Source organism: Actinopolyspora lacussalsi subsp. righensis, assembly GCF_900116555.1.
In the GTDB taxonomy this organism is placed as follows: Bacteria; Actinomycetota; Actinomycetes; order Mycobacteriales; family Pseudonocardiaceae; genus Actinopolyspora; species Actinopolyspora lacussalsi.
Genome location: NZ_FPAT01000002.1, coordinates 171,584 through 192,771 on the forward strand (window position 1 = coordinate 171,584; position 21,188 = coordinate 192,771).

Below are 21,188 nucleotides of genomic sequence, written 5' to 3' on the forward strand. Positions count from 1 at the left end.
CACCGTCGGCGGTGGTCACCGCCGAGCGGTGGTAATGCGTTGTTGGGTCGGGGTGTCTCCGTCGAAGTACCTACTCGATGTCGGGCCTCGCCGGAGCGAGAGTCCGCGAGAGGTTCCGTCACCCGAGCACGGCGAAAACCGAGCCGACGAAGTCCCGAGCGCTGTGCTCAGGCCACGCTTGGCCTGCCGATGTCGAAGACGTCGACCTCGAAGCGTGCCCACTGCTGCCGCAGCGCCGCGACGCCCCGGTCGAGCGCGAAGTTCAGCTCACCCAGGGTGACCGGCAGCAGCGTGAACACCTGCAGCTGTTCCACCCCCTGCGCGTCGGTGAACCGGGTGAACTCGGGCGGGAACAGCGGGTGCCCACCCGCCAGCAGCGCGTGGAACTCGGTACCGGCCAGCAGCGGTTTGTCGTTCGGCACGAGCTGATCCGGCACCAGGTGGGTCCCGTTCCGCACCAGCAGTTCCGCCGAGATGTCCACCAGGTACCGGGCCGCCTCGGCCTGTTCCCGGTAGACCGTGCACGCCAGCTCCTGTGCCGGCTCCGCACCGATCGGTTGAAAACGCAGCCCCGAGCTGATCACCGAGCTGAGGTGGTATTCGTCCAGGTGGAAGAACACCAGACCGTAGCCGCGGTCGGGACCGTGCACGTTCGGTGGTTCCGCCTCGGACGGTGTTCCCGCGTACCGTTCCAGATTCTCTGCCAACCCGACGAAGCGGTGAGCCCCGCCTATCGCGGGTGTCGCGTCGTTCCCGGTGCTCATCCTGGCCCTCCAGCATCCTCCGCCTGCGGTGGTGTCCAACTACGGGCGCCGAAGCGGGATCGGCCCACCACGAGCCGTGCCCCGCGCCGCCGGGAGCGGGGCAATCGCCTCTCACCCGTCCACATCGGGAACGGCAGGGCCCAGCAGGTCCTCGGAGTCCATTATCCGGTAGGCGTAGCCCTGTTCGGTGAGGAAGCGTTGCCGGTGTGCAGCGTAGTCGGTGTCCAGGGTGTCCCTGGCAACCACCGAGTAGAAGTGCGCCTGGCCGCCTTCCGTCTTCGGCCGCAGCAGCCTGCCCAGCCGTTGGGCCTCCTCCTGCCGCGAACCGAACGTACCGGACACCTGCACGGCCACCGATGCCTCCGGGAGGTCGATGGAGAAGTTGGCGACCTTGGAGACCACCAGCCGGTTGATCTCACCACGCCGGAAGGAGTCGTAGAGGGCCTCGCGCTCCTTGTTCCTGGTCGAGCCCTCGATGATCGGAGCGTCCAGCTCCTGGCCCAGTTCGTGCAGTTGTTCCAGGTAGGCACCGATCACGAGCGCGGGCTCACCGGGGTGCTGGTCCAGGATCGCCCGTACCACCGACGCCTTGGTCCGTGCGGTGGCACACACCTTGTAGCGCTCCTCGGCTTCGGCGGTGGCGTACTCGATCCGTTCGTTCTCGGTCAGCGTCACGCGCACCTCGGCGCAGTCGGCGGGCGCGATCCAGCCCTGCGCCTCGATCTCCTTCCACGGTGCGTCGAACCGCTTGGGACCGATCAGCGAGAACACGTCGCTCTCCCGACCGTCCTCCCGCACGAGGGTGGCGGTCAGACCGAGGCGACGCCTGGACTGGAGATCGGCGGTCATCCGGAACACCGGTGCGGGAAGCAGGTGCACCTCGTCGTAGACGATCAGCCCCCAGTCCCGGGACTCGAACAGGTCGAGGTGCTGGTACTCGCCCTTGGACTTGCGGGTTATCACCTGGTAGGTGGCGATGGTGACCGGCCGGATCTCCTTCTGCTCGCCGGAGTACTCGCCGATCTCGTCCTCGGTCAGCGAGGTTCGTTCCACCAGTTCGCGCTTCCACTGTCGCCCGGCGACCGTGTTGGTGACCAGGATCAGCGTGGTGGCGCCCGCTTCGGCCATGGCCGCCGCGCCGACCAGCGTCTTACCGGCGCCGCAGGGTAGCACGACCACTCCCGAGCCTCCCGCCCAGAAGGAGTCCACGGCCTGTCGCTGGTAGTCACGCAGCTGCCAACCGTGCTGTCGCAGCGAGATCGCATGGGCCTCGCCGTCCACGTAGCCCGCCAGGTCCTCGGCGGGCCATCCCAGTTTGAGCAGGGTCTGCTTGAGCCTCCCGCGCTCGCTGGGATGCACCACCACGGTGTCGTCGTCCAGCCGCGACCCCACCATGGGTTTGACTTTCTTGCTGCGCAGCACCTCTTCGAGCACGGCACGGTCCCGCGCCGTCAGCACCAGGCCGTGTGCCGGGTCGTTGGACAGTTCCAGCCTGCCGTAACGCCCCATCGTCTCGACGATGTCGACGAGCAGCGGCTGCGGAACCGGGTACCTGGAGTTGTTGACCAACGCGTCGACCACCTGCTCGGGGTCGTGCCCAGCGGCCCGTGCGTTCCAGAGCGCGAGCGGGGTCACCCGGTAGGTGTGGACGTGTTCCGGTGCTCGCTCCAACTCGGCGAACGGTGCGATCGCGATTCGGGCCTGTTCGGCCCCGGGGTGATCGACCTCCAGTAGGACGGTCTTGTCCGATTGGACGATCAGCGGTCCGTCAGTCACGTGCTCGCTCCTGGCTGAACTGGATCGGTGCTGGTGTGCGCGGCGCGGTCACCACCGGCGCAACGGGTTCCCGACCGTCGAGTATTCCACCGCCGACGGAGCGTGCCACAGTGTCGCGCACCACGGTACCCGTCGAGGCGGCCGGCGGGATGGATGTCGATCTCGCGCGAGATCGGTGCCCACTCGCGCGGATGTGCGGTTCGCCACGGTCTGGCGAACGGGCTCCGCGTCCGGCGGCGTGGAGGACAAAACTCCTGTTGCGGTGAGATTCCATTGCGACAACACTTGTCCGGTTCGTCGGAAAACGAGCTCCCGGCATGTCGTCCGCCTCCAGTATTTTCTTCGTCCGAAAGAGTGAAAGCTATCGAAGAGGACGGCGTGAGTACTCCATCGCAACCACCCGACCCGGCGGAACAGCCCGAACAGCAGCGGGCAGCGGAAGAACCCGCCCTCGGAGCCGAAGAAGAACAGCCCACCTCCGAAGCGGGAGAGGGCAAGTCTCGTAAACCGCTGGTGATCACACTCACCACGCTCGGCGTGGCGGTGCTGCTCGGAGTCCTCGGGACGTTCGCCCTCGGGCCGCTGCGGTCGAACATCACCGAAGCGATCTCGGGTTTCACGGGGCCGAACATCGAGAAGGGTGACTGCCTCGACATGATCGAGGCAGGGCTGGAGGACTTCGAACAGGAAAAGGTCGAGTGCGGCTCCGACGCCTCGGACTACAAGATCGTCAAACATCAGACGGGTAGTACGAGCTGCACCGACAAGGAGGACTACTACCAAGTCCTGACCTTCGACAATGACGTCTACTGCATGGTTCTGGACGTCACTCCGGAGGACTGTCTGTGGGTGCAGGGCGATCAGTACCTGGATACCAAGGTCGGCTGCGAGTCGGACAGGGCCTCGTTGAACGTGACCAAGGTCGCCGACAAGAGCGACAAGAACGTCTGCGCCCCCGGCTCCTACTACGCGACCTACCCCGAGCTCTCCCGCACGGTGTGCATGCAGGAAATCGGTGGTAAGGGCTGAAGCACTGGGGCGATCGTCCCCGCGAACGGACTCGCCGAGTGTTCGTTCGATATCGGCGGTGCCGACCCGCGATCCCGCGGGTGGCGCCGTCGTGTTTCTCCCGCGGCGCGTTCTCCCGTGGACGACGTTCGTGCGCCGTAGCCGGTCACGCGATGTCGGACGTGATGTCGCACCGCTCGCGGTGAAACCCACCCGCGCTCGGGTGACCGGAGCCGCCCGCCGCCGGACGGTGGCGGGCGGCTCCTCGCGTCACGGGTGGATCGTGCCGTGCGCGGGTCACCTCGAGTCGCGTGTCGCCGCGTGCTCCGTAGTGGATTCGGTGGATTCAGCCGTGCCGGCGGTCTCCGTTTCTGACTTCGCCCCGTCGGCTTCGGAACCAACCGCTGTTTCGACCACCGCGTCGTCTTCGGAGTCCGCTTCGCGGGGCGCGCCCGATTCCGCGTGGGAATCCTGGTCTTCCTCGCGAGCGGCTTCTTCCGTCCTGGAGCGGTCCTCGCCGGACTCCGGCTCGGTCTCGGAATCCGGCTTCGCATCGTCGGCCGATTCCGTGTCGTCCTCCGGAACCGTGTCCTCGGTACGCTCGGCCGCGTCTTCCGGAGTCTCCTCGGAGGCGCGTTCGTCCGCGACCTCCGCGGTATCCGCGGGCCCGGTGCTCGGCTCACCAGCGCTTTCCGCAGTGGCCCGCTGCTCACGGCTTCGCAACAACCGGGCTATCTCGCCACGCAGTTGAACGAAGGTCTCCGACTCGCGCGTACTGATCTGGTCGCGGTCCTCACCGAGTTCGACCGGCAGATCGGCCACTATGGAGGCGGGGGACTTCGACAGCACCAGCACCCGGTCGCTGAGGTACACGCTCTCGTCGATGTCGTGGGTGACCAGCAGAATCGTGGTGTCCTGCTCCTTGCGCACCTGCAGCAGCAGGTCCTCCAGCTCGAACCTAGTCTGCGCGTCCACCGAGGCGAAGGGTTCGTCCATCAGCAGCAGCGCGGGACGGCAAGCCAGCGCCCGGGCGATGGCCACGCGCTGCTGCATGCCGCCGGAGAGCTGCCAGGGGTACTTGCGTTCCGAACCGGACAGTCCCACCCACCGCAGGGTCTGCTCCGCCCGTTCGCGGCGCTCGGACTTGCCGATGCCGCGGGAGCGCAGCGGGAACTCGATGTTGCCGCGCACGCTCATCCACGGAAACAGCGAACGGCTGTAGTCCTGGAAGACGACAGCCAGGTCCTCCGGAACACCTCGCACCAGGTCGCCGTGCATCCGCACCTCGCCGCGACTCGGCGCGATCAGGGAGGCCAGGCAACGCAGCAGCGTCGACTTGCCGCACCCCGAAGGGCCGACGATGCAGGCCAGCTGGCCCGATTCCACGTCGAACGACACGTCGCCGATCGCGGTGTGCTGTTGACTGCCCGCGTAGGTGTGGCCCAACCCCGTGACTTCCAGCATCTTCGGCACGGTGTCGCTCCTGTCGGTTATCGGTTCGGATTGCTCCACTGTCAGGGTGTTGGTCATTGCGGCACCGCCTTGAGGACACGGCTCTCGACAGCCGAGAGGATCGCGTTCAGCACGTAGCCGAGAACGCCGATGAGTACGATTCCGCCCCAGAGCTGTTCGTAGTCGAGCTGGTCGCGTGCCAGCACCATCGCGTGACCCAGGCCGTCGCTGGCCCCGACCAGCTCCGAGATCACCATCATGATCAGCGCCAGCGAGAGGCTGATCCGCAGCCCCGCGAAGATCTTCGGCACGGCGCTGGGAAGCACCACCGAGCCGAACCAGAGCGGACGGGATATCCGGAAGGCACGGGCGGTCTCGGTCTTGGTGACGTCCACCGAACGCGCGCCGTCGGCGCTGTTGAGCAGGATCGGCCACACGCAACCGAAGACGATCGTGGCCAGCTGCAGTTTGAACCCGATGCTGAACAGCACCATGAACACCGGCAGCAGCGCCGGGGGCGGAATGGAACGCGCGAACGACAACAGCGGCCCGATGTAGGCGAGCGCGTTGCGCGAACGGCCCAGTGCCAGCCCGAGGGCCACTCCGGCGACTCCGGCCACCAGCCATCCCAGCAGCAGCCTGCCGATGCTGGGCAGCACGTCGTCGAACGCGGCTTCGGTGAGGAACAGCGTGCCGATCCCACCGCTGAACCACAGCTCCCAGGTCCTGGTGACGATCTGGAGCGGGGTGGGGAAGAACGTGCTGTCACCGCCGACAGTGATCGACTGCCAGAGCAGCACGCACACGACCAGCACCGTGAGCTGCAGCGCCACTCCGGTCAGCCGGCCACGAGTGCGTACCCCGGTTCCTTCGGTACTCATGACGTCCCTCCCGCGGGTGCCCAGGTGATCCACTTCCGCTGTGCGCCGGCCATACCCGCGTTGATCAGATAGCCGAACACGCCCGCGACCAGGGTTCCCGCCAGTACCTGATCCATCCGGCCCGCGCCACTGCTGGCCAGGTAGATGTAGTGGCCGATCCCACCGTTGCTGCCCATGAGCATCTCGGCACTGATCAGCACGATCAGCGCGGTACTCGCGGACAGCCGCAGACCGGTGAACACGAACGGGATCACGTTGGGCAGCTTCACTCGCAGCAGCACCTGCGTTCGCGAGATCCGGAACGCCCTGGCGGACTCGAGCAACTGGTCGTCGATCTCACCGATGGCGTAGATCGTGTTGAACAGCAGTGGCCACAGACCCGCGTAGACGGCCAGAAAGATCTTTCCCGCCGGGCTGCCCGCAGCCACGACCACGACCAGCGGGATCAGTGCGACCGAGGGGACGGGGCGGAGGAATTCGATCAGCGCCGTCACCGCGGTGCGCAGCAACGGCACGCTGCCGAGCAGCAGTCCGGCCGGTACGGCGATCACCGCGCAGAAAAACAGCGCGATCAGCCATGCCAGCACGGTGGCGACCACGTCGCGCAGGAAGTCCTGCTCGCCGAGCATCCGCACGAGCTCTTGCAGCACTGTGGACGGAGGTGGGAGGTACTGCTGTGGCGCGAGACCGGAACGGCCGACGATCTCGCAAATCACGAGAAAGACGGCGACCCCGATCAGCGCGCGTAAGGTGTTACGCATGGTTTCCTGACTGGTTCCGATGGTTTGGCCGGGATCCGTCGATCCGGGACACTGTTACGAGTTCGTCCCGCCGGGAGCTTGGGCCCGGCGAGCGCCTCGCCGTCCCGGGCGGAAAACCTCGATCAGTCGAGCGGCAAAGCAAACGCCGGGCCGCGTTCGGCGGCCCGGCTGGTGTTGCTCGTCCTCAGGTCACTCGCTGCTTTCGGGCGCCTGGTAGAGCATCGTCTTGATCTCGAACTGGTTCGCCGGGAGCTCACCGTTGTTCTCCATCAGGCTCACGACGCTCTTGAGCCTGCTGGCTTCGAGCGTCGAGGGGTAGGTGCCGATCGTGACCAGCGAAGCCGTCTTCGGCTCGATCTTGGTGTAGTCCGGCAGCAGTTCCTCGACCGCGTTGCGGTCGCCGTTGGCCTCGGCCTGGGCCTTCGACATCACGCGCTGGAACTTGGCGGCGGCTTCGGAGTTCTGCTCGACCCAATCGCTGGTGGCGGCGTAGCCGGCGATCGGCATGTTCGCGGTCGGGCCGGAGGCCTGGTCGAGCAGGGTCTCCGCGCCGAGCTGGTTGGCACGGGAGATGAAGGGCTCGATCACCGAGGCAGCCGCGACATCGCCCCGCTCCAGTGCGGCGGGCATGTCCGGGAAGTCCATCGTGACGAACTCGATCTTGCTGGTGTCGACACCTCGGGTCTGCAACGCGCTCACCGCGGTGAGTTCGTTGAGGTTGGCCCGCGTGTTCACGGCCACCTTCTTGCCCTCGAGCTCGGCGGGCTCCTGGACCGTTCCGTCCGGCATGTGCATCAGCAGGAAGGTGCCCTTGGTGGCCTGGTAGGCGTCCGAGATGGCCTTGACGTCCACCTTGTCCTGCTGCTTGGCCCGGATGAACGAGACCCAGTTGCCGAAGGTGACGTCCAGCTCGCCGCTGGCGATCTTCGGGATTCCCTGCGCACCACCGGCGATGGTGCTGGTGTTGATCTTCAGTCCCTCTTCGGCGAAGTAACCCTTGTCCTCGGCCAGGTGCAGTGGTGCCACGTCAACCGCGGGCATGGTGCCCAGGTTGATGGTGGTCATCCCGGAGTTCGATTCCTCGTTGCCTTCCGAGCCGCTCAGCAGGCCGCAACCGGAAGTCAGGAAAAGACCGATTCCGGCAGCGAGCGCCAGCGCTCTCCGGGACAGTGAGCGGCCGCTGGGGCCGCCGCGCGTAACAGGTCGAACCATGGTCAGCAATGCTCTTTCGGGTGATCTGAACGGGACGGCGAACAGGTCATTACTTTCACGGTTCCGGTACTAAGAGTCAACAGCTCAATAGTTACACCACCACAAGAGTGATGCACAATGAGCTATTTGGACACACAGTGCGAACAATGAATCTCTTTCGGATAACGAGTGCGATTGATCTCAGGCGCCCGCGCCTCGTTGGGTGTTTTATCTCACAGCTCCGCATGGGGGTAGCTCGCTGTGCCGATCTACCCGGGTGATTACCCTCTAAAGGTCTAATCCTGGCAATAGTGTGAATAACGGTACGTATAGCGACCCACTTTCCCGATCGCGGTGTGCGCCAGTACGCTGAGGCCGCCCGCAGGAGTCGCGCAGCCCCGGCTCCATGGGTGGTGCGTTCGGGATGTCAGGGTGACGACCATCCCCTGAGCTGCACTTTCCGTGTTTTCGGTGTCGATTGTCCGCACTGCGGAGACGACACGTGCCCGTAACTGTCGGAATGAGGAAGCCACGAGTGGCCGGAGGAAACAAAGGCCCCGATCGGTCGACCGGGACGGGGTCAGCGGGTTCACACCCATTGATGACGGGTGCGGAAACCGCGACCGCGAGTGAGACGGGTGCGCCGGGGGAGGCACCCGCTGCGAACGGCAGCAGCGGTCCGGTCGATGATCACTCCGAGGAACGCCCCTCGGGTGGGCTGCGGATGCGCAACTGGCGCCTGCGTACCAAGCTGCTGGTGGTCCTGCTCGTCCCGGCGCTGGCAGCGCTGGTCTTCGGTGCACTGCAGGTCGTCTCCGACTACAACCAGACACAGCAACTGCTCCGGATGCGGGAGCAGGTCACTCTGGACACCAGATCCGCCGAGGTCGTGCACCAGTTACAGCGCGAGCGCGACCTCACAGTGGCCTACATCGCGGCCGGACGCGGCGGTGAACGTTCCCAGCTCACCGAGCAGCGCGACACCGTGGACGCCGCGATCGAGCGGTTCCGCTCGGCGATCGACGAGGCGAAACAGCAGGGTAACACCACTGTTGCCACACCTTACGAGCAAGCGATCAACCGGTTGGACCGGCTGCAAGCACTGCGCTCGGTCACCGACGAGACCGCTTATCCGGCCAAGGCCGCGCTGCGTGCCTACAGCGCCTCGGTGGACAACCTGATCGCGCTCGGTGAGCGTGCCGTCACCAGGATCAACAACGAGAGCGTGGTTCGGCTCTACCGGGCGACCAACGCGCTGTCCCGGGTCAAGGAGCAGGAATCGGTCAAACGCGCCAGGCTGCTCTCGGCGTTGGAAAGCGGCGAGTTCGGCATCGGTGGTCAGCGGCAACTGCTCGCCACCGACGCGAGCATGGAAGCCGCTCTGGAGGAGTTCCGCAAGCGCGCCACCAACGCCCAGATCCAGCGCTACAACGACACCGTCTCCGGTCTCGCGGTCGGACAGGCTCGTGACCTGCAAGAAACCGCCATCGTGCAGACCCAGCAGGGTGAGGGACTGGGCGATATAAACGCGCAGGAGTGGATGCGCACCGCGACGCAGACGGTGAACCTCACCTACCAGGTGGAGTCGGAACTCCGGCAACAGTTGCAGAACCAGGCGGACCAGCTCGCCGGTGCCGCTCGCACCCAGACCTACGTCGTGGTGGTGCTGGTACTCCTCGTGCTGGTCGTGGCGTTCGCCATCGCGCTCCTCGTGGCGCGTTCACTGCTGCTGCCGCTGCGCACGCTGCGGCGTTCCGCGCTGAACGTGGCCGACAACCGGCTCCCGGAGGCGGTCGAGTCCATCCTCGAGGACGACAATCCGGACCTGGGCGAACGCAGCCGTATCGACCCGATCCCGGTGCACACCACCGAGGAGATCGGCAGGGTGGCGCGTTCCTTCGACGCGGTGCACGCGCAGGCGCTGCGCCTGGCCTCCGAACAGGCCCTGCTGCGCAACAACGTCAACGACCTGTTCGTCAACCTGGCACGCCGCAGTCAGACGCTGGTGCAGCGTCAGCTGTCGCTGATCGACCGGCTGGAACAGGACGAACAGGACCCCGACCAGCTCAGCCAGCTGTTCGAACTGGACCACCTCGCCACCCGGATGCGCCGCAACAACGAGAACCTGCTCATTCTCGGTGGCACCGATCTGACCCGTCGGACGGTGCGTCCGGTTCCGCTCAGCGAGGTCATCGGCGCTTCCGTCTCCGAGGTGGAGCAGTACGCGCGGGTGGTCATCGGCGAGACGCCCGAACTGGCGATGCAGGGGCGCGTGGTCAACGACATCGTGCACCTCATCGCGGAGCTGTTGGAGAACGCCACCGTCTACTCCAACCCGGACACCGAGGTCACCGTGCGTACCGCCTATCGCAGGCAGGAGCTCGTGCTGGAGATCCGTGACCGCGGTGTGGGCGTCGACGCGGAGCAGCTCGACGAGATCAACGACCGGCTGGTTCGCCCGCCGGACATCGACGTGGCGGTCTCGCGCCGAATGGGCCTCTACGTGGTCGGCCAGCTCGCACGCAGGCACCACGTCACGGTCGAACTGCAGAACAACGGTGACCTCGAGGGTGGCGCCACCGCCACCGTCCGGTTGCCGGGCGAGCTGATCGTGCAGCTCACCCCGAACGGCCCCATGCCGATGCCCGACATGCCGCGCGAGCAGTCGCGGGACGGCATGGGCGAGACCGGTTCCAACTCGGGGCTCGCCGCCGCGTTCGGCGGCGCCGACCGCTCGGCCCAGTTGGAGCAACCGCAGGCCAACAACGGCTACCACCAGCAGTTCCCCTCGAACTCCCCGGAACTCGACGAACGGGACGCCGTCCCGGACAGTCCGGCGGCGCTGGAGGCGGAACCGACCACGCGAGCCCCATGGCCGGAGGAACAACCGGAACCCGGGTCACCGGATTCGGAGCCGCCGGAGACCCCCAGCTATTCGGTGCGGTTGTCCTCGGGGGACACCTACGGAGTCACCGAGGTTCCGCGATGGGAGAACGATTCCGAGTCGCGGGATTCCCCGCACGAACCGGAACGCCGGCGCGACGAGCGGCCCACGATGGACTGGCCGGGCCCGGCGGATTCGCCCCGCGCGGCCGAATCGGACTTCCCGGGTGAATCGGACCTCTCGGACGAATACGAGGGGCGCTGCGCCGCACCTCCGGGGCTGGAGGACTCTCCGGACCTGTTCCACAGTCCGTTCGAGTCGGAGAAGACCGAACAACACATGTCCTGGCCCGGCCCCGCGCCGGAGGACGAACCCGCCGGGGCGGTACCGCCCGTTGCCGCGGGTGACACCGGCATCACCGAGCAGGTGCCCGCTGTCGGACTCGGTTCCGACTCGGGTGGGCCGGAGATGGACGACACCCCGACCGAGCGACTGCCGATATACGAAGCGGTGCTCTCGCAGTGGTTCCGCGAGGACGACGGGGAACCCGCCGCTTCGGGGCGTTCGGCCCTGGAGCACAACTCCGAGTTGCCCTCCGACTCCGAGCTGGTCGACGACGCGATCGGTTGGCCGGGGCGCTCGACGTTCACCGGCGATCATGGCGGTGACTCGCGACGTAATGGTATGAACCACACGGTATCGTCTGGGGACGATCTCGATGCTGGTGTTACCGGAGGCGAGTCTCGGAATGGTTCCCAACCGAGCGCTCGTGATTCGGCCGTGCGGCGCGAGCCCGCTTCGTGGCCCGCCGAGCCCGAGGGCCACGAACGGCGAGTGCCGCACGAGGAGCCCGGCGGGGCCGTCCCCGCGCCGGAGGCCGGATCCGCGACCGACAGCGGTGGCTCCAACAGTTCGGAAACCGCCATGCGTGCCTTCTCCGGCCGCAGGGCGGCCAACCGTGAGGAGCGCAACCGGGTGGCCGACGCGCGTCAGTCCGGTGAGGACCCGGGCTGGGGCGCCGGCGACGCCGGTTGGGAGGCCGCCGAAGCACTCGTACAGCAGACCGAGCAGGAACAGGAACAAACCGCGGCAGGGTTGCCCAAGCGCAAACCGAAGTCGAATCTTGTTCCGGGCTCGGCGACAGAACACCAGTCGCCGCCGCCCAGCAAACCGGCAGTGCCCCGGTCGGCCTCGGCCGTCCGTGGCAGAATGTCCAACTTCCAGCAAGGCGTCCGGCGTGGTAGGCACGCAAAGGTCGAACCAGAATCGACCGAACAGTCCCGCTCGATTCCGAGCCGTCCCGAGGAGCAGGAGTGACCGGGTCCGTCCAACAACCCATGAGCAGCAACAGCTTCAGTTGGCTGATCACCGACTTCGTGCGTCGGGTACCCGGCGTGGCGCACTCTGTCGTGGTATCCGCGGACGGTCTGTTGCTCGCAGGATCGCAGGGTCTGCCCCGAGACCGTGCGGAGCAGTTGTCCGCCGTCGCGTCAGGGCTGGTCAGCCTTACCCAAGGCGCCGCGCGTTGTTTCGAGGCAGGTGACGTCACCCAGACGGTCGTCGAGATGGAACAGGGCTACCTGTTCCTGATGTCGATCAGTGACGGCTCCTGCCTGGCGGTGTTGGCCGCGCCCAATGCCGACATCGGGCTGGTGGCTTACGAGATGACCCTGTTGGTGGAGCGTGTCGGGCGACAGCTCACCCCCGAGCTGCGCGCTCAGTTGCAGGGTATGGGTCGATGAGATCAGCCGAGGCTGACGTTGGGAGCTCATGATGAGCGAGGGGGCCAACCCGAACTGGGACGGTGACCTGTTCCGGCTCTACAGCCAACGGATGGGTGACGACTGGCAGCAGGACTTCCTCGGTGAAGCTCCGGACGGCGGTGCCGGAGGGCAACGCACGCCGCGCGGCGGCGAAGCCGCCAGTACCGAGGAATACCAGCGCGGACTCTTCGGCGGACCGGGGGCGGATCTCTACGGATCCGACTACCGCTCGGAGTACGGCGAAGCCGCCTCCGGCCAGGAGCCGCGTGGCGGTGAGGACGGTTCGGGCGGTGGTCCGATGTCCATGCCGTCCATCTCGCAGCCGATGTCCCCGCTGTCGCAGTCCATGCCGTCGATTTCCTCCTCGATGCCTTCCATCCCGGGACAGGACGGCACGTCGGGTGACGACACGGAGGAAGAAGGCTCGCTGATGCGGCCGTACGCCCGGACACGCGGGCGTACCCGGAGCGACTACGAGCTCGCGATCGAGACCCTGGTTTCGACCAGTGAGCGAGGTCGCACGCAGAGTGCCCAGGCCACACCGGAACACCGGTCGATCTGTGGCCTGTGCACGGATGCCCGTTCGATCGCCGAGATCTCGGCGCACCTGCGGCTTCCGCTGGGAGTGGTGCGAGTGCTGATCGGCGATATGGCCAGTCTCGGCCTGGTCGAGATTCACGATAGCGGAATGGTCGTGGGCGACCGGCCGTCCATGGAGTTCTTGGAAAGGGTGCTCAGTGGGCTTCGCAGGCTCTGATCCCCACGCGGTGAACGGTGGAGACGGTGGTGGAAAGACCTCGACGAAGATCGTGGTCGCCGGTGGTTTCGGGGTAGGCAAGACGACCCTGGTCGGATCGGTCTCCGAGATCCTCCCGTTGACCACCGAAGCGGTCATGACCGAGGCCAGCGTCGGGGTCGACGACCTCACGGCCACGCCGGGCAAGGTGACCACCACGGTCGCCATGGACTTCGGCAGGGTCTCGTTGGACTCCGAGCTGATCCTGTATCTGTTCGGAACCCCCGGCCAGCACCGCTTCTGGTTCATGTGGGACGACTTGGTCCGGGGCGCCATCGGCGCGGTGGTGCTCGTGGACACCCGCCGTCTCGCCGATGCCTTCGCCTCGATCGATTTCTTCGACGATCGTCAGCTGCCCTACGTGGTGGCGGTCAACACCTTCGACGGGGTGATGCACCACCGTCTCGAGGATGTGCGGGAGGCACTGACCATCGACGAATCGGTGCCGATCCTGGGGTGCGACGCCAGGGACAAGGAGTCCACCAAGAACACCCTGATCACACTCGTGCAGCACGCGATGCGGCAGCGGATGGCGACCTCGCAGAGCTGATCGGTTCGCCGTCCCCGGTGACCGGGGTTCGGCCCGCCCGGCCGAGCCTCCCGGTGCGTGAGTCGCGTCCCTCCCGAAGTGGGGCGATCCGCCCGGTGGGGGCCCGACCGAGGGAACCACGACGCTCCGGAGGCACCGGCCGAGTGCCGGTGCGTGCCCGGTCAGGCTGGTTCCGTCGCGGGACCTCCGGGCGTGCCGCTCACTGGTCGACCACCGCCACCGAGGTGATCCGGTGCAGCGGGAAGTCACCCAGCTCGCCTCGGGCGGAGTCGAATCCCTGCAACACGCCGCCGCCGACACTGACCGGCCGCACGATCCGCTGCGTCGCTCCACCCTGGGCGTCCACGAACCCCAGCCACACGCTGTGGCTCTGGCGCGCCGCCTCCCGCAGCAGTTCCAGCGTCGCGTTCGCGCTGGGCCTGCCGCGTTCGGGCGCGATGGTGTTGCCCCGCGTGGCGGCGGCCTGATCTCCCGCCCGCAGGGTTCGCACCCGCTCGGTGAGCTGCTGCTCGTCCGGGCGAGCGGAGTTGCTCGGTTCACCGCGTGCTCCGCCGTACCTGCCCCGGCCCTTGATCCGCTGCGGTCCCCGGCTCAGATCCAGCACACCACCGTCGGTGCTCTCCGCGACCGGCGCGTAACCGTTGCCGCGCAACTCGTCGACGAGCTGCTCCAACGGCAGTGGGCTGATCAGCACGGTCGGGGCGATCCGGCGCAGCCCCAGGTGGGCCAGCCGCTGCTTGCCGAGGACCTCGGTGAGTACCACGGGATCCTCGCAGCGCAGAAAGGACGAAGCCGTTCCCGCGCGTAGTTTGCCGTGTCTGCGGGCCGTGTCGTCGATGAGATAGGTCAGTCCCTGCGGCACCGGGGTGCGGGAACGCTGCTCGAACAGTTCCCGCAGCTGTTCGCTGCTGCGTCCGGCGTCGAGCGCTCGTCGCACGCTCGACTCGTTCACGCGGTAGACCGTGGCGCTGCCCGCCGACTCCACGTCGGCGGCCAGGTTCAGCTCGGCGGCCAGCTCCGGCTCCAACCTGCCAGGGGCCACCACGGTCAGATCGGCCTGCACCAGCACGTGGTCGACCGGTTCCGGGATCGCCGAGGCCATCACCCCGGCGGCAGCACTCTCGTCACCGGTCAGCAACGCGCGCCCGGCCGAGGAGAGCCCCCCGAGCGCGACGATCCCCAACGCCCTCGCCTCCCGGAGCGTCCAGGTCACCAGTTCGTCGCGCATCGAACCGCCGCGTCGCGGAGCGCGCCAGGCGAGCACGGCGGCCACGCCGTCGTCCCGCCGGAAGCCCCATCCGCCGGGCTGCTCGTCCAGCAACTCCAACACGCGCCGCCGATCGCGAGGCGCCGAGGAACGTCGCAGTCCCTCGGACAGCGTGCCCAGCAACCGGTCCCGCGCGTCCCGCGAACCGATCAGCCCGGGCAACCGGGGCAGTTCCAGCCAGGACCCGGCCAGCAGTGCCCAGCGGTGTTCCGGAGAGGCGGCCAACCACACATCGGCCTGCACCGTCGGAACCCACTGCGGGTCCTCCTCGGGGCTGGTGTCGACCAGCCCCGTCCCCGCCGCCAGCTCCACGACCAGCGCGGCGCGCGTCTCGTCGCTGCCCAGCTTCCTGGCCAGTTCACGGATGTCACGCACCCCCACGCCGCCGGAACGCAGCACGTCCGGAGGTTCCTGTCCCCAGCTCTCCAGCAACAGCTCGACGTGGCGGTTCAGCTCCAGCGCCTCACCGGCGGCCGTGCCGTCGATGCGCTGTTGGCCGTGCTCGTCGAGTTCCGGCACCGGCTCCGCCGTCGCCACGTTCCCCATCGGGCGGTCGCCTCGCGCGGCGAGCCCGAGCTCACGGGGCAGCTCGACGGTGTTCTCGTCCCGCCGGAGCAGCAGACCGCGAAGCAGCAGCCGACCGATCGGGGTGTCCGAACGCTCCGCGCCGGGTTTGGCCTGCCCCGTGCGCCCGATCGGGGAAGCACCCGCGAGTTTGGTCACGACGCCGAGTTCCTCGTCGTCCAGCTCCGCCAGGACCTCCCGGGCGCGCTGTTCGGACAGTCCGCCGAGTTCGGCCCCCAGCCCCGCGGGGTGGGCGCCGATGGTTTCCCGCACCGTGACCGCGGTGCGCAGCGCCTCGTCCGGTCCCCACACCAGGGCGCGCTCCCGGAGCGGATCGATTCGTGACCGCAGCTGCTCCCGGGTGGCCTCGCCGCCGAAGAAGCCGGTGAGCCGCTCCAGTGACACGGTTCGCTCGTCGGCGTCCAGCAGCACCAGGGCCTCCAGCACGTTCAGGCTGAACGAGTCCAGGTCCTCGCAGGCGCGCGTGACCGAGGAGCGCACCGTCGCGCGTGCCGCGAGCACCGCGGAGTCCGTCGGAGGCGGTGTCGCCAGATCGGGTCGCGAACGCAGCAGCGCGAGCAGCTGTCGGTCGTCGCCGGAACGCAGTAGTTCGGTCAGCGAGTCGACGCTTTCGGGGGGCGGTTCGTTCGCGGCTGGGTCGGCGGGCATCCGTTCCAACATACCCGTGCGGGTGGCTACCCGGTGGTGTGTGGTAGACGGCACTCGGCGTTCGGGGGTGGTGGGGGCAACACCTCGGATCAGGCAGACTGTGCTTCCAGTAGGTAAGTTCGAAACCCTCTCGCGGCTCGGTTCCGGCCGGGACCACCGGGCGTACGCGGCGGGAATCCCCGAAGGAGGTTGGCGTGGCCGACGCGAACAAGTCCAAACGTGAGCGCATCGACCCGGAATGGCCGCACGACGAGGACGGGCACCCGGTGACCGAGTTCCTGGCCGATCGCCAGGGCGCCATGTCCCCCTTCGGGGAGGTCACCTTCCCGCTGCCGGAGGGCTCCGTGCCTTACCACCACCCCGAGACCAGGATCAACAAGAGCTCGTAGCGGTACTCGCTCACGTGAACGGTTGCCGCCCCGCTCGCTACCGGCGTACCACCGGTACTCCCCGATGTCGCGGTGTCGGATCGACCACACGCGGCCGGGGACCGCGAGAGGTTCCGGCGGGCGGGGCGCGGCGAGGAGCCGGTTGGCCGGGTCCTGCCAGGGGCGTTGGTCGGTAGGGGACGAGCACCCGTTGGGACGGGGTCGCCGTGGTGCCGCGATGGTGAGTTCTAGTCTCGGAACTGCCACAGGGTTTCGCGAGAGCTCATCACTGACAGAGGTGCTACATGCCGGTTCCAGGTCCGGGCTATTCGATCACCGTTCGTGTCGAGGCGCCGCCCTCGGCCGACGCCGCCGGTGATCTCACCACCGCGGTCGGTCGTACCGGTGCGGTCATCACCGCGTTCGACGTGGTGGAGTCGCACTCCGACCGCATCGTCGTGGACATCACCTGCAACTCGTTGTCCGCCGATCACGCCGAGGACATCACCGAGGTTCTCGAGGCGTTGCCGGGCATGCACGTTCGCAAGGTCTCCGATCGGACCTTCCTGGTGCACCTCGGCGGCAAGATCGAGGTCAACTCGAAGGTCGCACTGGCCAATCGTGACGACCTCTCCCGCGCCTACACCCCCGGTGTGGCACGGGTGTGCACCGCCATCGCGAAGAATCCCGACGACGCGCGCCGACTGACCGTCAAGCGCAGTTCCGTCGCGGTACTCACCGACGGCTCGGCCGTTCTCGGGCTCGGCAACATCGGTCCCGAGGCCGCGTTGCCCGTGATGGAGGGCAAGGCGGCGCTGTTCAAGAAGTTCGCCGGGGTCAACGCCTGGCCGGTGTGCCTGGACACTCAGGACACCGAGGAGATCATCCGAGCCGCGGAGCTGCTCGCTCCCGTCTACGGTGGTATCAACCTCGAGGACATCGCGGCGCCGCGTTGTTTCGAGATCGAGGCCAGGCTCCGGGAGAAGCTCAACATCCCCGTCTTCCACGACGACCAGCACGGTACCGCCATCGTCGTGCTCGGGGCGCTGCGCAACGCGCTGCGAGTGGTCGACAAGGATCTCTCGGACTGTCGGGTGGTGGTCTGCGGCGTGGGCGCCGCGGGCTCCGCGATCATCCGACTGCTGCGCAAGAAGGATCCGGCCGACATCATCGCGGTGGACATCGACGGCATCGTGCACAGCGAGCGGCAGGACGCCGACGAGCACCTGCGCTCCATCGCGGAGCAGACCAACGCCGAGGAACGCACCGGGACGCTGAGCGACGCGGTGCGGGGCGCCGACGTGTTCATCGGGGTGTCCGCGCCGAACCTGCTCAGCGAGGACGACGTGGCCGCCATGAACGACGACGCGATCGTGTTCGCGCTGGCCAATCCCGACCCCGAGGTGGATCCGCTGGTCGCGCAGCGACACGCCACCGTGGTCGCCACCGGCCGCAGCGACTACCCGAACCAGATCAACAACGTGCTGGCCTTCCCCGGCTTCTTCCGAGGACTGCTGGACGCGCACGCGCACGACATCACCGACGACATGATGCTGGCCGCTTCCAACGCCATCGCCGACGTGGTGGACGGCAATGATCGGGTCAACGCCTCGTTCATCGTGCCCAGCGTGTTCGACACCACGGTCGCGCCGGCAGTGGCGGACGCGGTCCGCAGGGTCGCGGTCTCCGGCGAGTCGGTCACCCCGGCGGCACACGGCGGTGCCGCCGGCGGCACCGTGGTGGGTGCCGTGGCGCCGGGCTTCGCGGAACTCGACGAGGACGCCGATATCTGACGAAGTACCACCGGTTCACAGTGCGGCCGTCGTCGGACCCCCACGGCGGCCGCACACCTGTGTCGCGCCGGTGCCGATCGTCTAGGCTCGCCGCATGGCGACACAGCACGAATTCAGCCACGTGGACGAGTCCGGTGCCGCGCGGATGGTCGACGTCGCCGACAAGGACAGCAGCGCCCGCAGCGCGGTGGCCTCCGGGGTGGTGCGTACGACGGCGGCCGTGATCGAACAGCTGCGCCGGGACGACCTCCCGAAGGGGGACGCGCTCGCCACAGCCCGTATCGCGGGCATCATGGCCGCCAAACGAACCCCGGATCTCGTTCCGCTGTGCCATCCCATCGCGATCGCCGGAGTGCGGGTGGAACTCGAAACCGCGGAGCGGGAGGTGCGGATAACCGCCACGGTCCGTACCACCGACCGGACCGGGGTCGAGATGGAAGCCCTCACCGCCGTCACCGGCGCCGGACTGGCGCTGCACGACATGATCAAGGCGGTGGACCCGGCGGCCGTGCTCGACGAGGTGCGCGTCGAGCGCAAGGAGGGCGGTAAAACCGGAGTGTGGACCCGGCCGGAAGGCTCGGAATGAGCACCGCGTGGAAATGGACACCGTGCCGGAGTGAGCACCGTGCCGGAGTGAGTGCCGGGGTCGAATACTCGGCGGAGCGGCAGGCAGCAGGGAGACAACCATGACCCAACGAAGTGCCCGGGTGATCGCCGCCTCCAACCGCGCGGCGCGGGGAGTCTACGAGGACCGCACCGGCCCCGTGATCGTGGACTGGCTGCGACAGCGCGGTTTCCGGGTGCCCGACGCCGAGGTCGTCGGCGACGGCGAGCCGGTGGGGGAAGCGTTGCGGTCCGCCGTCTCCGAGGGGGTGGAGGTCGTGCTGACCACCGGCGGTACCGGCATCAGCCCCACCGACCGGACTCCCGAGATGACCGCGCGGGTGCTGGACTTCCCCGTGCCGGGTTTGGCGGACGCCCTGCGCGAGGCCGGGTTGCCCGAGGTTCCCACCGCGATCCTCTCGCGCGGGCTGGCCGGTGTCGCGGGCAGCACGCTCGTCGTCAACCTGCCCGGATCGCGCGGGGGCGTGCGGGACGGTCTCGAGGTGCTGGACGGCGTGCTGGAGCACGCGCTGGAGCAGTTGCGCGGTGGTGACCACCCCCGCGGCTCGGAGCCGTCTCCTGTCGCGAACCCCGGCAGCGGCACGGCCGAGCCCGCGCCGGTGAACTCGGTCGCCGGCGTCGGGGAGGCCGGAGTCGTGATCGCGGGCATGACCGAGGAGAGCATCGACGTGTCCCGTCTCGCCGAGCGGGTGGAGCATCGCGCGGCGGGTGCCGTGGTCACGTTCGCGGGTGCCGTCCGCGACCACGACGGTGGGCGCGGGGTCCAGGAGTTGGAGTACACCGGTCATCCCTCGGCCGAGGACGTGATCTCGGAGGTGGCGGCCGATGTGCTCTCCCGCTCGGACGGGGTGCGCGCGCTCGCGGTGCAGCACCGCACCGGGATGCTGGGGATAGGTGACGTGGCGCTGGGCTGCGCGGTCTCGGCCGAACACCGCAAGCAGGGTTTCGACGCCTGTGCGGAGCTGGTGGACGAGGTGAAGCGGCGGCTTCCGGTGTGGAAGCGCCAGGTCTTCGACGACGGGCAGGAAGAGTGGGTCAACTGCCCTTGAGGGGGCCACGTCGGCTCGGTTTGCGTGGCGGTGCGGTTGGCGGAACCTCGCGCACGGCTCTCGCTGCGGGAGGCCCGACATCGGGTAGCGACCTACACAACGTCGGGCCTTCCTCGCGAGAGTCGCACGCGAGAACCCGCGGCGGCGCCGACTGCCAGGGTGGTCGGAGTGCGGCCTGCGCGCGTGGTGGGAGCTCGGCACCGTGTCGAAGCGGCCCGGCCTCGCGATGCATCCGACTCACGCACCGGGGACACGCGCGCTGCTCACGCCGTATGGTCGCGTCTCCACGGCGGTCTCCGGGGTGGCGATTTCGCGAGAAATCGACGCCCAGGTGGTGCCGCGGCACCGGCGAGGCTCATCGTCGTTGTTCGGTACTCGAACCGTCGCGGTGTCGTGCGCCGGTGAACACGACCGTGATCCCTCGCACGAGCAGCACCAGCGCCAGTCCCAGCAGTCCGCCGCTGGCGTTGTCGAGCCAGTCCTGCGCGCTGCAGTGCCGAACGAACAGCGTGAATCCCTGACTGGCCTCCACCAGGGCGGGCAACAGCAGTATCACCGCCACGACAGCGGCCGTTTGCAGCCGATTCCGCACGGCCAGCCCGGCACAAATCCCGAACGGCAGCAGCACCAGCGAGTTCAACGAGCTCTGGGTCGGCGTGGGCAGATCCAACAGTCCCGAGCTGTCCGGCCAACCGAGTGGGCAGGCGAAGATCCGGCGCGCGGACAGGCCGAACTCCGGTCCGCGCTGCGGCGTGAGTGTCACCGCCGTTCCGGCGGCCAGTGCCGTCGTCGCGGCCAGGGTCGGGATCTTCCGCGTTCCGGTGGATCGTGCCAGCCTGCCGTGCAGCGCGGCCCCCAGCAGCGCCAGTACCACGAACACCGCCACCGAAGCGGGAGTCACCACGGCTCGGATCACGGCTTCGAGCACCGCGCTCCCTCCGGTCGGGGTCGAAAACCATGATCCATTCTGGTGCTGTGGCCGGATGGTGTCCAACCGTGTCCGAAAGGTCCTCCGAGTCCTCGAGGAA

At 67.9% G+C, this 21,188-nt stretch carries 16 protein-coding genes and 1 pseudogene; 9 read left to right on the forward strand and 8 right to left on the reverse strand.

The annotated features are described in order from the left end of the window. Positions 1–167 precede the first annotated feature (167 nt). Positions 168–764, reverse strand: coding sequence for a suppressor of fused domain protein (locus BM394_RS04270; protein WP_092927661.1), 597 nt, complete (start codon positions 762–764; stop codon positions 168–170). A 111-nt stretch (positions 765–875) separates the two neighbouring features. Next, the gene (locus BM394_RS04275; protein WP_092974147.1) at positions 876–2,540 is read right to left on the reverse strand and encodes a DNA repair helicase XPB; all 1,665 of its coding nucleotides are present in this window, start codon (positions 2,538–2,540) and stop codon (positions 876–878) included. A 378-nt stretch (positions 2,541–2,918) separates the two neighbouring features. On the opposite strand from BM394_RS04275, the gene BM394_RS04280 reads away from it, so the two are divergent. Continuing rightward, on the forward strand, positions 2,919–3,569 hold the full coding sequence (locus BM394_RS04280; protein WP_092974151.1) for an LppU/SCO3897 family protein: 651 nt from the start codon (positions 2,919–2,921) through the stop codon (positions 3,567–3,569). A gap of 570 nt (positions 3,570–4,139) precedes the next feature. Here the strand turns inward: BM394_RS04280 and BM394_RS23640 are convergent. From BM394_RS23640 to BM394_RS04300, 4 genes and pseudogenes are all read right to left on the reverse strand, one after another. Beyond that, positions 4,140–5,012: pseudogene (locus BM394_RS23640) on the reverse strand (ABC transporter ATP-binding protein); the annotation flags it as partial. Positions 5,013–5,074: 62 nt separating this feature from the next. After that, positions 5,075–5,881, reverse strand: coding sequence for an ABC transporter permease (locus BM394_RS04290; RefSeq protein WP_092974154.1), 807 nt, complete (start codon positions 5,879–5,881; stop codon positions 5,075–5,077). Further along, the gene (locus tag BM394_RS04295; protein ID WP_092927657.1) at positions 5,878–6,642 is read right to left on the reverse strand and encodes an ABC transporter permease; all 765 of its coding nucleotides are present in this window, start codon (positions 6,640–6,642) and stop codon (positions 5,878–5,880) included. Before BM394_RS04295 ends, BM394_RS04290 begins: the two co-directional genes overlap by 4 nt. A gap of 189 nt (positions 6,643–6,831) precedes the next feature. Then, on the reverse strand, positions 6,832–7,854 hold the full coding sequence (locus tag BM394_RS04300; RefSeq protein ID WP_245779959.1) for an ABC transporter substrate-binding protein: 1,023 nt from the start codon (positions 7,852–7,854) through the stop codon (positions 6,832–6,834). A 580-nt stretch (positions 7,855–8,434) separates the two neighbouring features. Between BM394_RS04300 and BM394_RS04305 the strand changes: the two genes are divergently transcribed. Genes BM394_RS04305 through BM394_RS04320 form a run of 4 tightly spaced genes read left to right on the forward strand, consistent with a single transcriptional unit; the run spans position 8,435 to position 13,826 of the window. Then, positions 8,435–12,034, forward strand: coding sequence for a sensor histidine kinase (locus BM394_RS04305; protein WP_175529955.1), 3,600 nt, complete (start codon positions 8,435–8,437; stop codon positions 12,032–12,034). Beyond that, positions 12,031–12,459 carry a roadblock/LC7 domain-containing protein gene (locus BM394_RS04310; protein WP_017973097.1) on the forward strand — a complete coding sequence of 143 codons (429 nt, stop codon included), beginning with the start codon at positions 12,031–12,033 and terminating at the stop codon, positions 12,457–12,459. The genes BM394_RS04305 and BM394_RS04310 overlap by 4 nt, the downstream gene beginning before the upstream one ends. Before the next feature lie 31 nt (positions 12,460–12,490). Then, a complete protein-coding gene (locus tag BM394_RS04315; protein WP_092975004.1) occupies positions 12,491–13,237 on the forward strand; it encodes a DUF742 domain-containing protein in 747 nt (248 codons plus the stop codon). Then, the gene (locus BM394_RS04320) at positions 13,218–13,826 is read left to right on the forward strand and encodes a GTP-binding protein (protein ID WP_092974163.1); all 609 of its coding nucleotides are present in this window, start codon (positions 13,218–13,220) and stop codon (positions 13,824–13,826) included. Before BM394_RS04315 ends, BM394_RS04320 begins: the two co-directional genes overlap by 20 nt. Positions 13,827–14,025: 199 nt before the next feature. Here the strand turns inward: BM394_RS04320 and BM394_RS04325 are convergent, their stop codons facing one another. Beyond that, positions 14,026–16,326: a helicase-associated domain-containing protein gene (locus BM394_RS04325; protein WP_245779960.1), complete on the reverse strand. Its 2,301-nt coding sequence runs from the start codon at positions 16,324–16,326 to the stop codon at positions 14,026–14,028. A 194-nt stretch (positions 16,327–16,520) separates the two neighbouring features. Here BM394_RS04325 and BM394_RS04330 point away from each other — a divergent pair, with 194 nt between their 5' ends. The 4 genes from BM394_RS04330 to BM394_RS04345 all read left to right on the forward strand — a co-directional run bounded on the left by BM394_RS04330 (position 16,521) and on the right by BM394_RS04345 (position 20,160). Further along, complete coding sequence (locus BM394_RS04330; RefSeq protein WP_092974169.1) at positions 16,521–16,715, forward strand: hypothetical protein; 195 nt, start codon at positions 16,521–16,523, stop codon at positions 16,713–16,715. A gap of 284 nt (positions 16,716–16,999) precedes the next feature. Then, entirely contained in the window at positions 17,000–18,487 is a 1,488-nt protein-coding gene (locus tag BM394_RS04335) for an NAD-dependent malic enzyme (protein ID WP_092974172.1), read from the forward strand. 94 nt (positions 18,488–18,581) lie between these two features. Then, positions 18,582–19,073: a cyclic pyranopterin monophosphate synthase MoaC gene (gene moaC / locus BM394_RS04340; RefSeq protein ID WP_092974175.1), complete on the forward strand. Its 492-nt coding sequence runs from the start codon at positions 18,582–18,584 to the stop codon at positions 19,071–19,073. Positions 19,074–19,173: 100 nt separating this feature from the next. After that, positions 19,174–20,160 (forward strand): molybdenum cofactor biosynthesis protein MoaE, encoded by a 987-nt coding sequence (locus BM394_RS04345; protein ID WP_092974178.1) that lies wholly within the window; start codon positions 19,174–19,176, stop codon positions 20,158–20,160. Between the two features lie 355 nt (positions 20,161–20,515). Here the strand turns inward: BM394_RS04345 and BM394_RS04350 are convergent, their stop codons facing one another. Further along, positions 20,516–21,088, reverse strand: coding sequence for a VanZ family protein (locus BM394_RS04350; RefSeq protein WP_175529956.1), 573 nt, complete (start codon positions 21,086–21,088; stop codon positions 20,516–20,518). Positions 21,089–21,188: the final 100 nt, after the last annotated feature.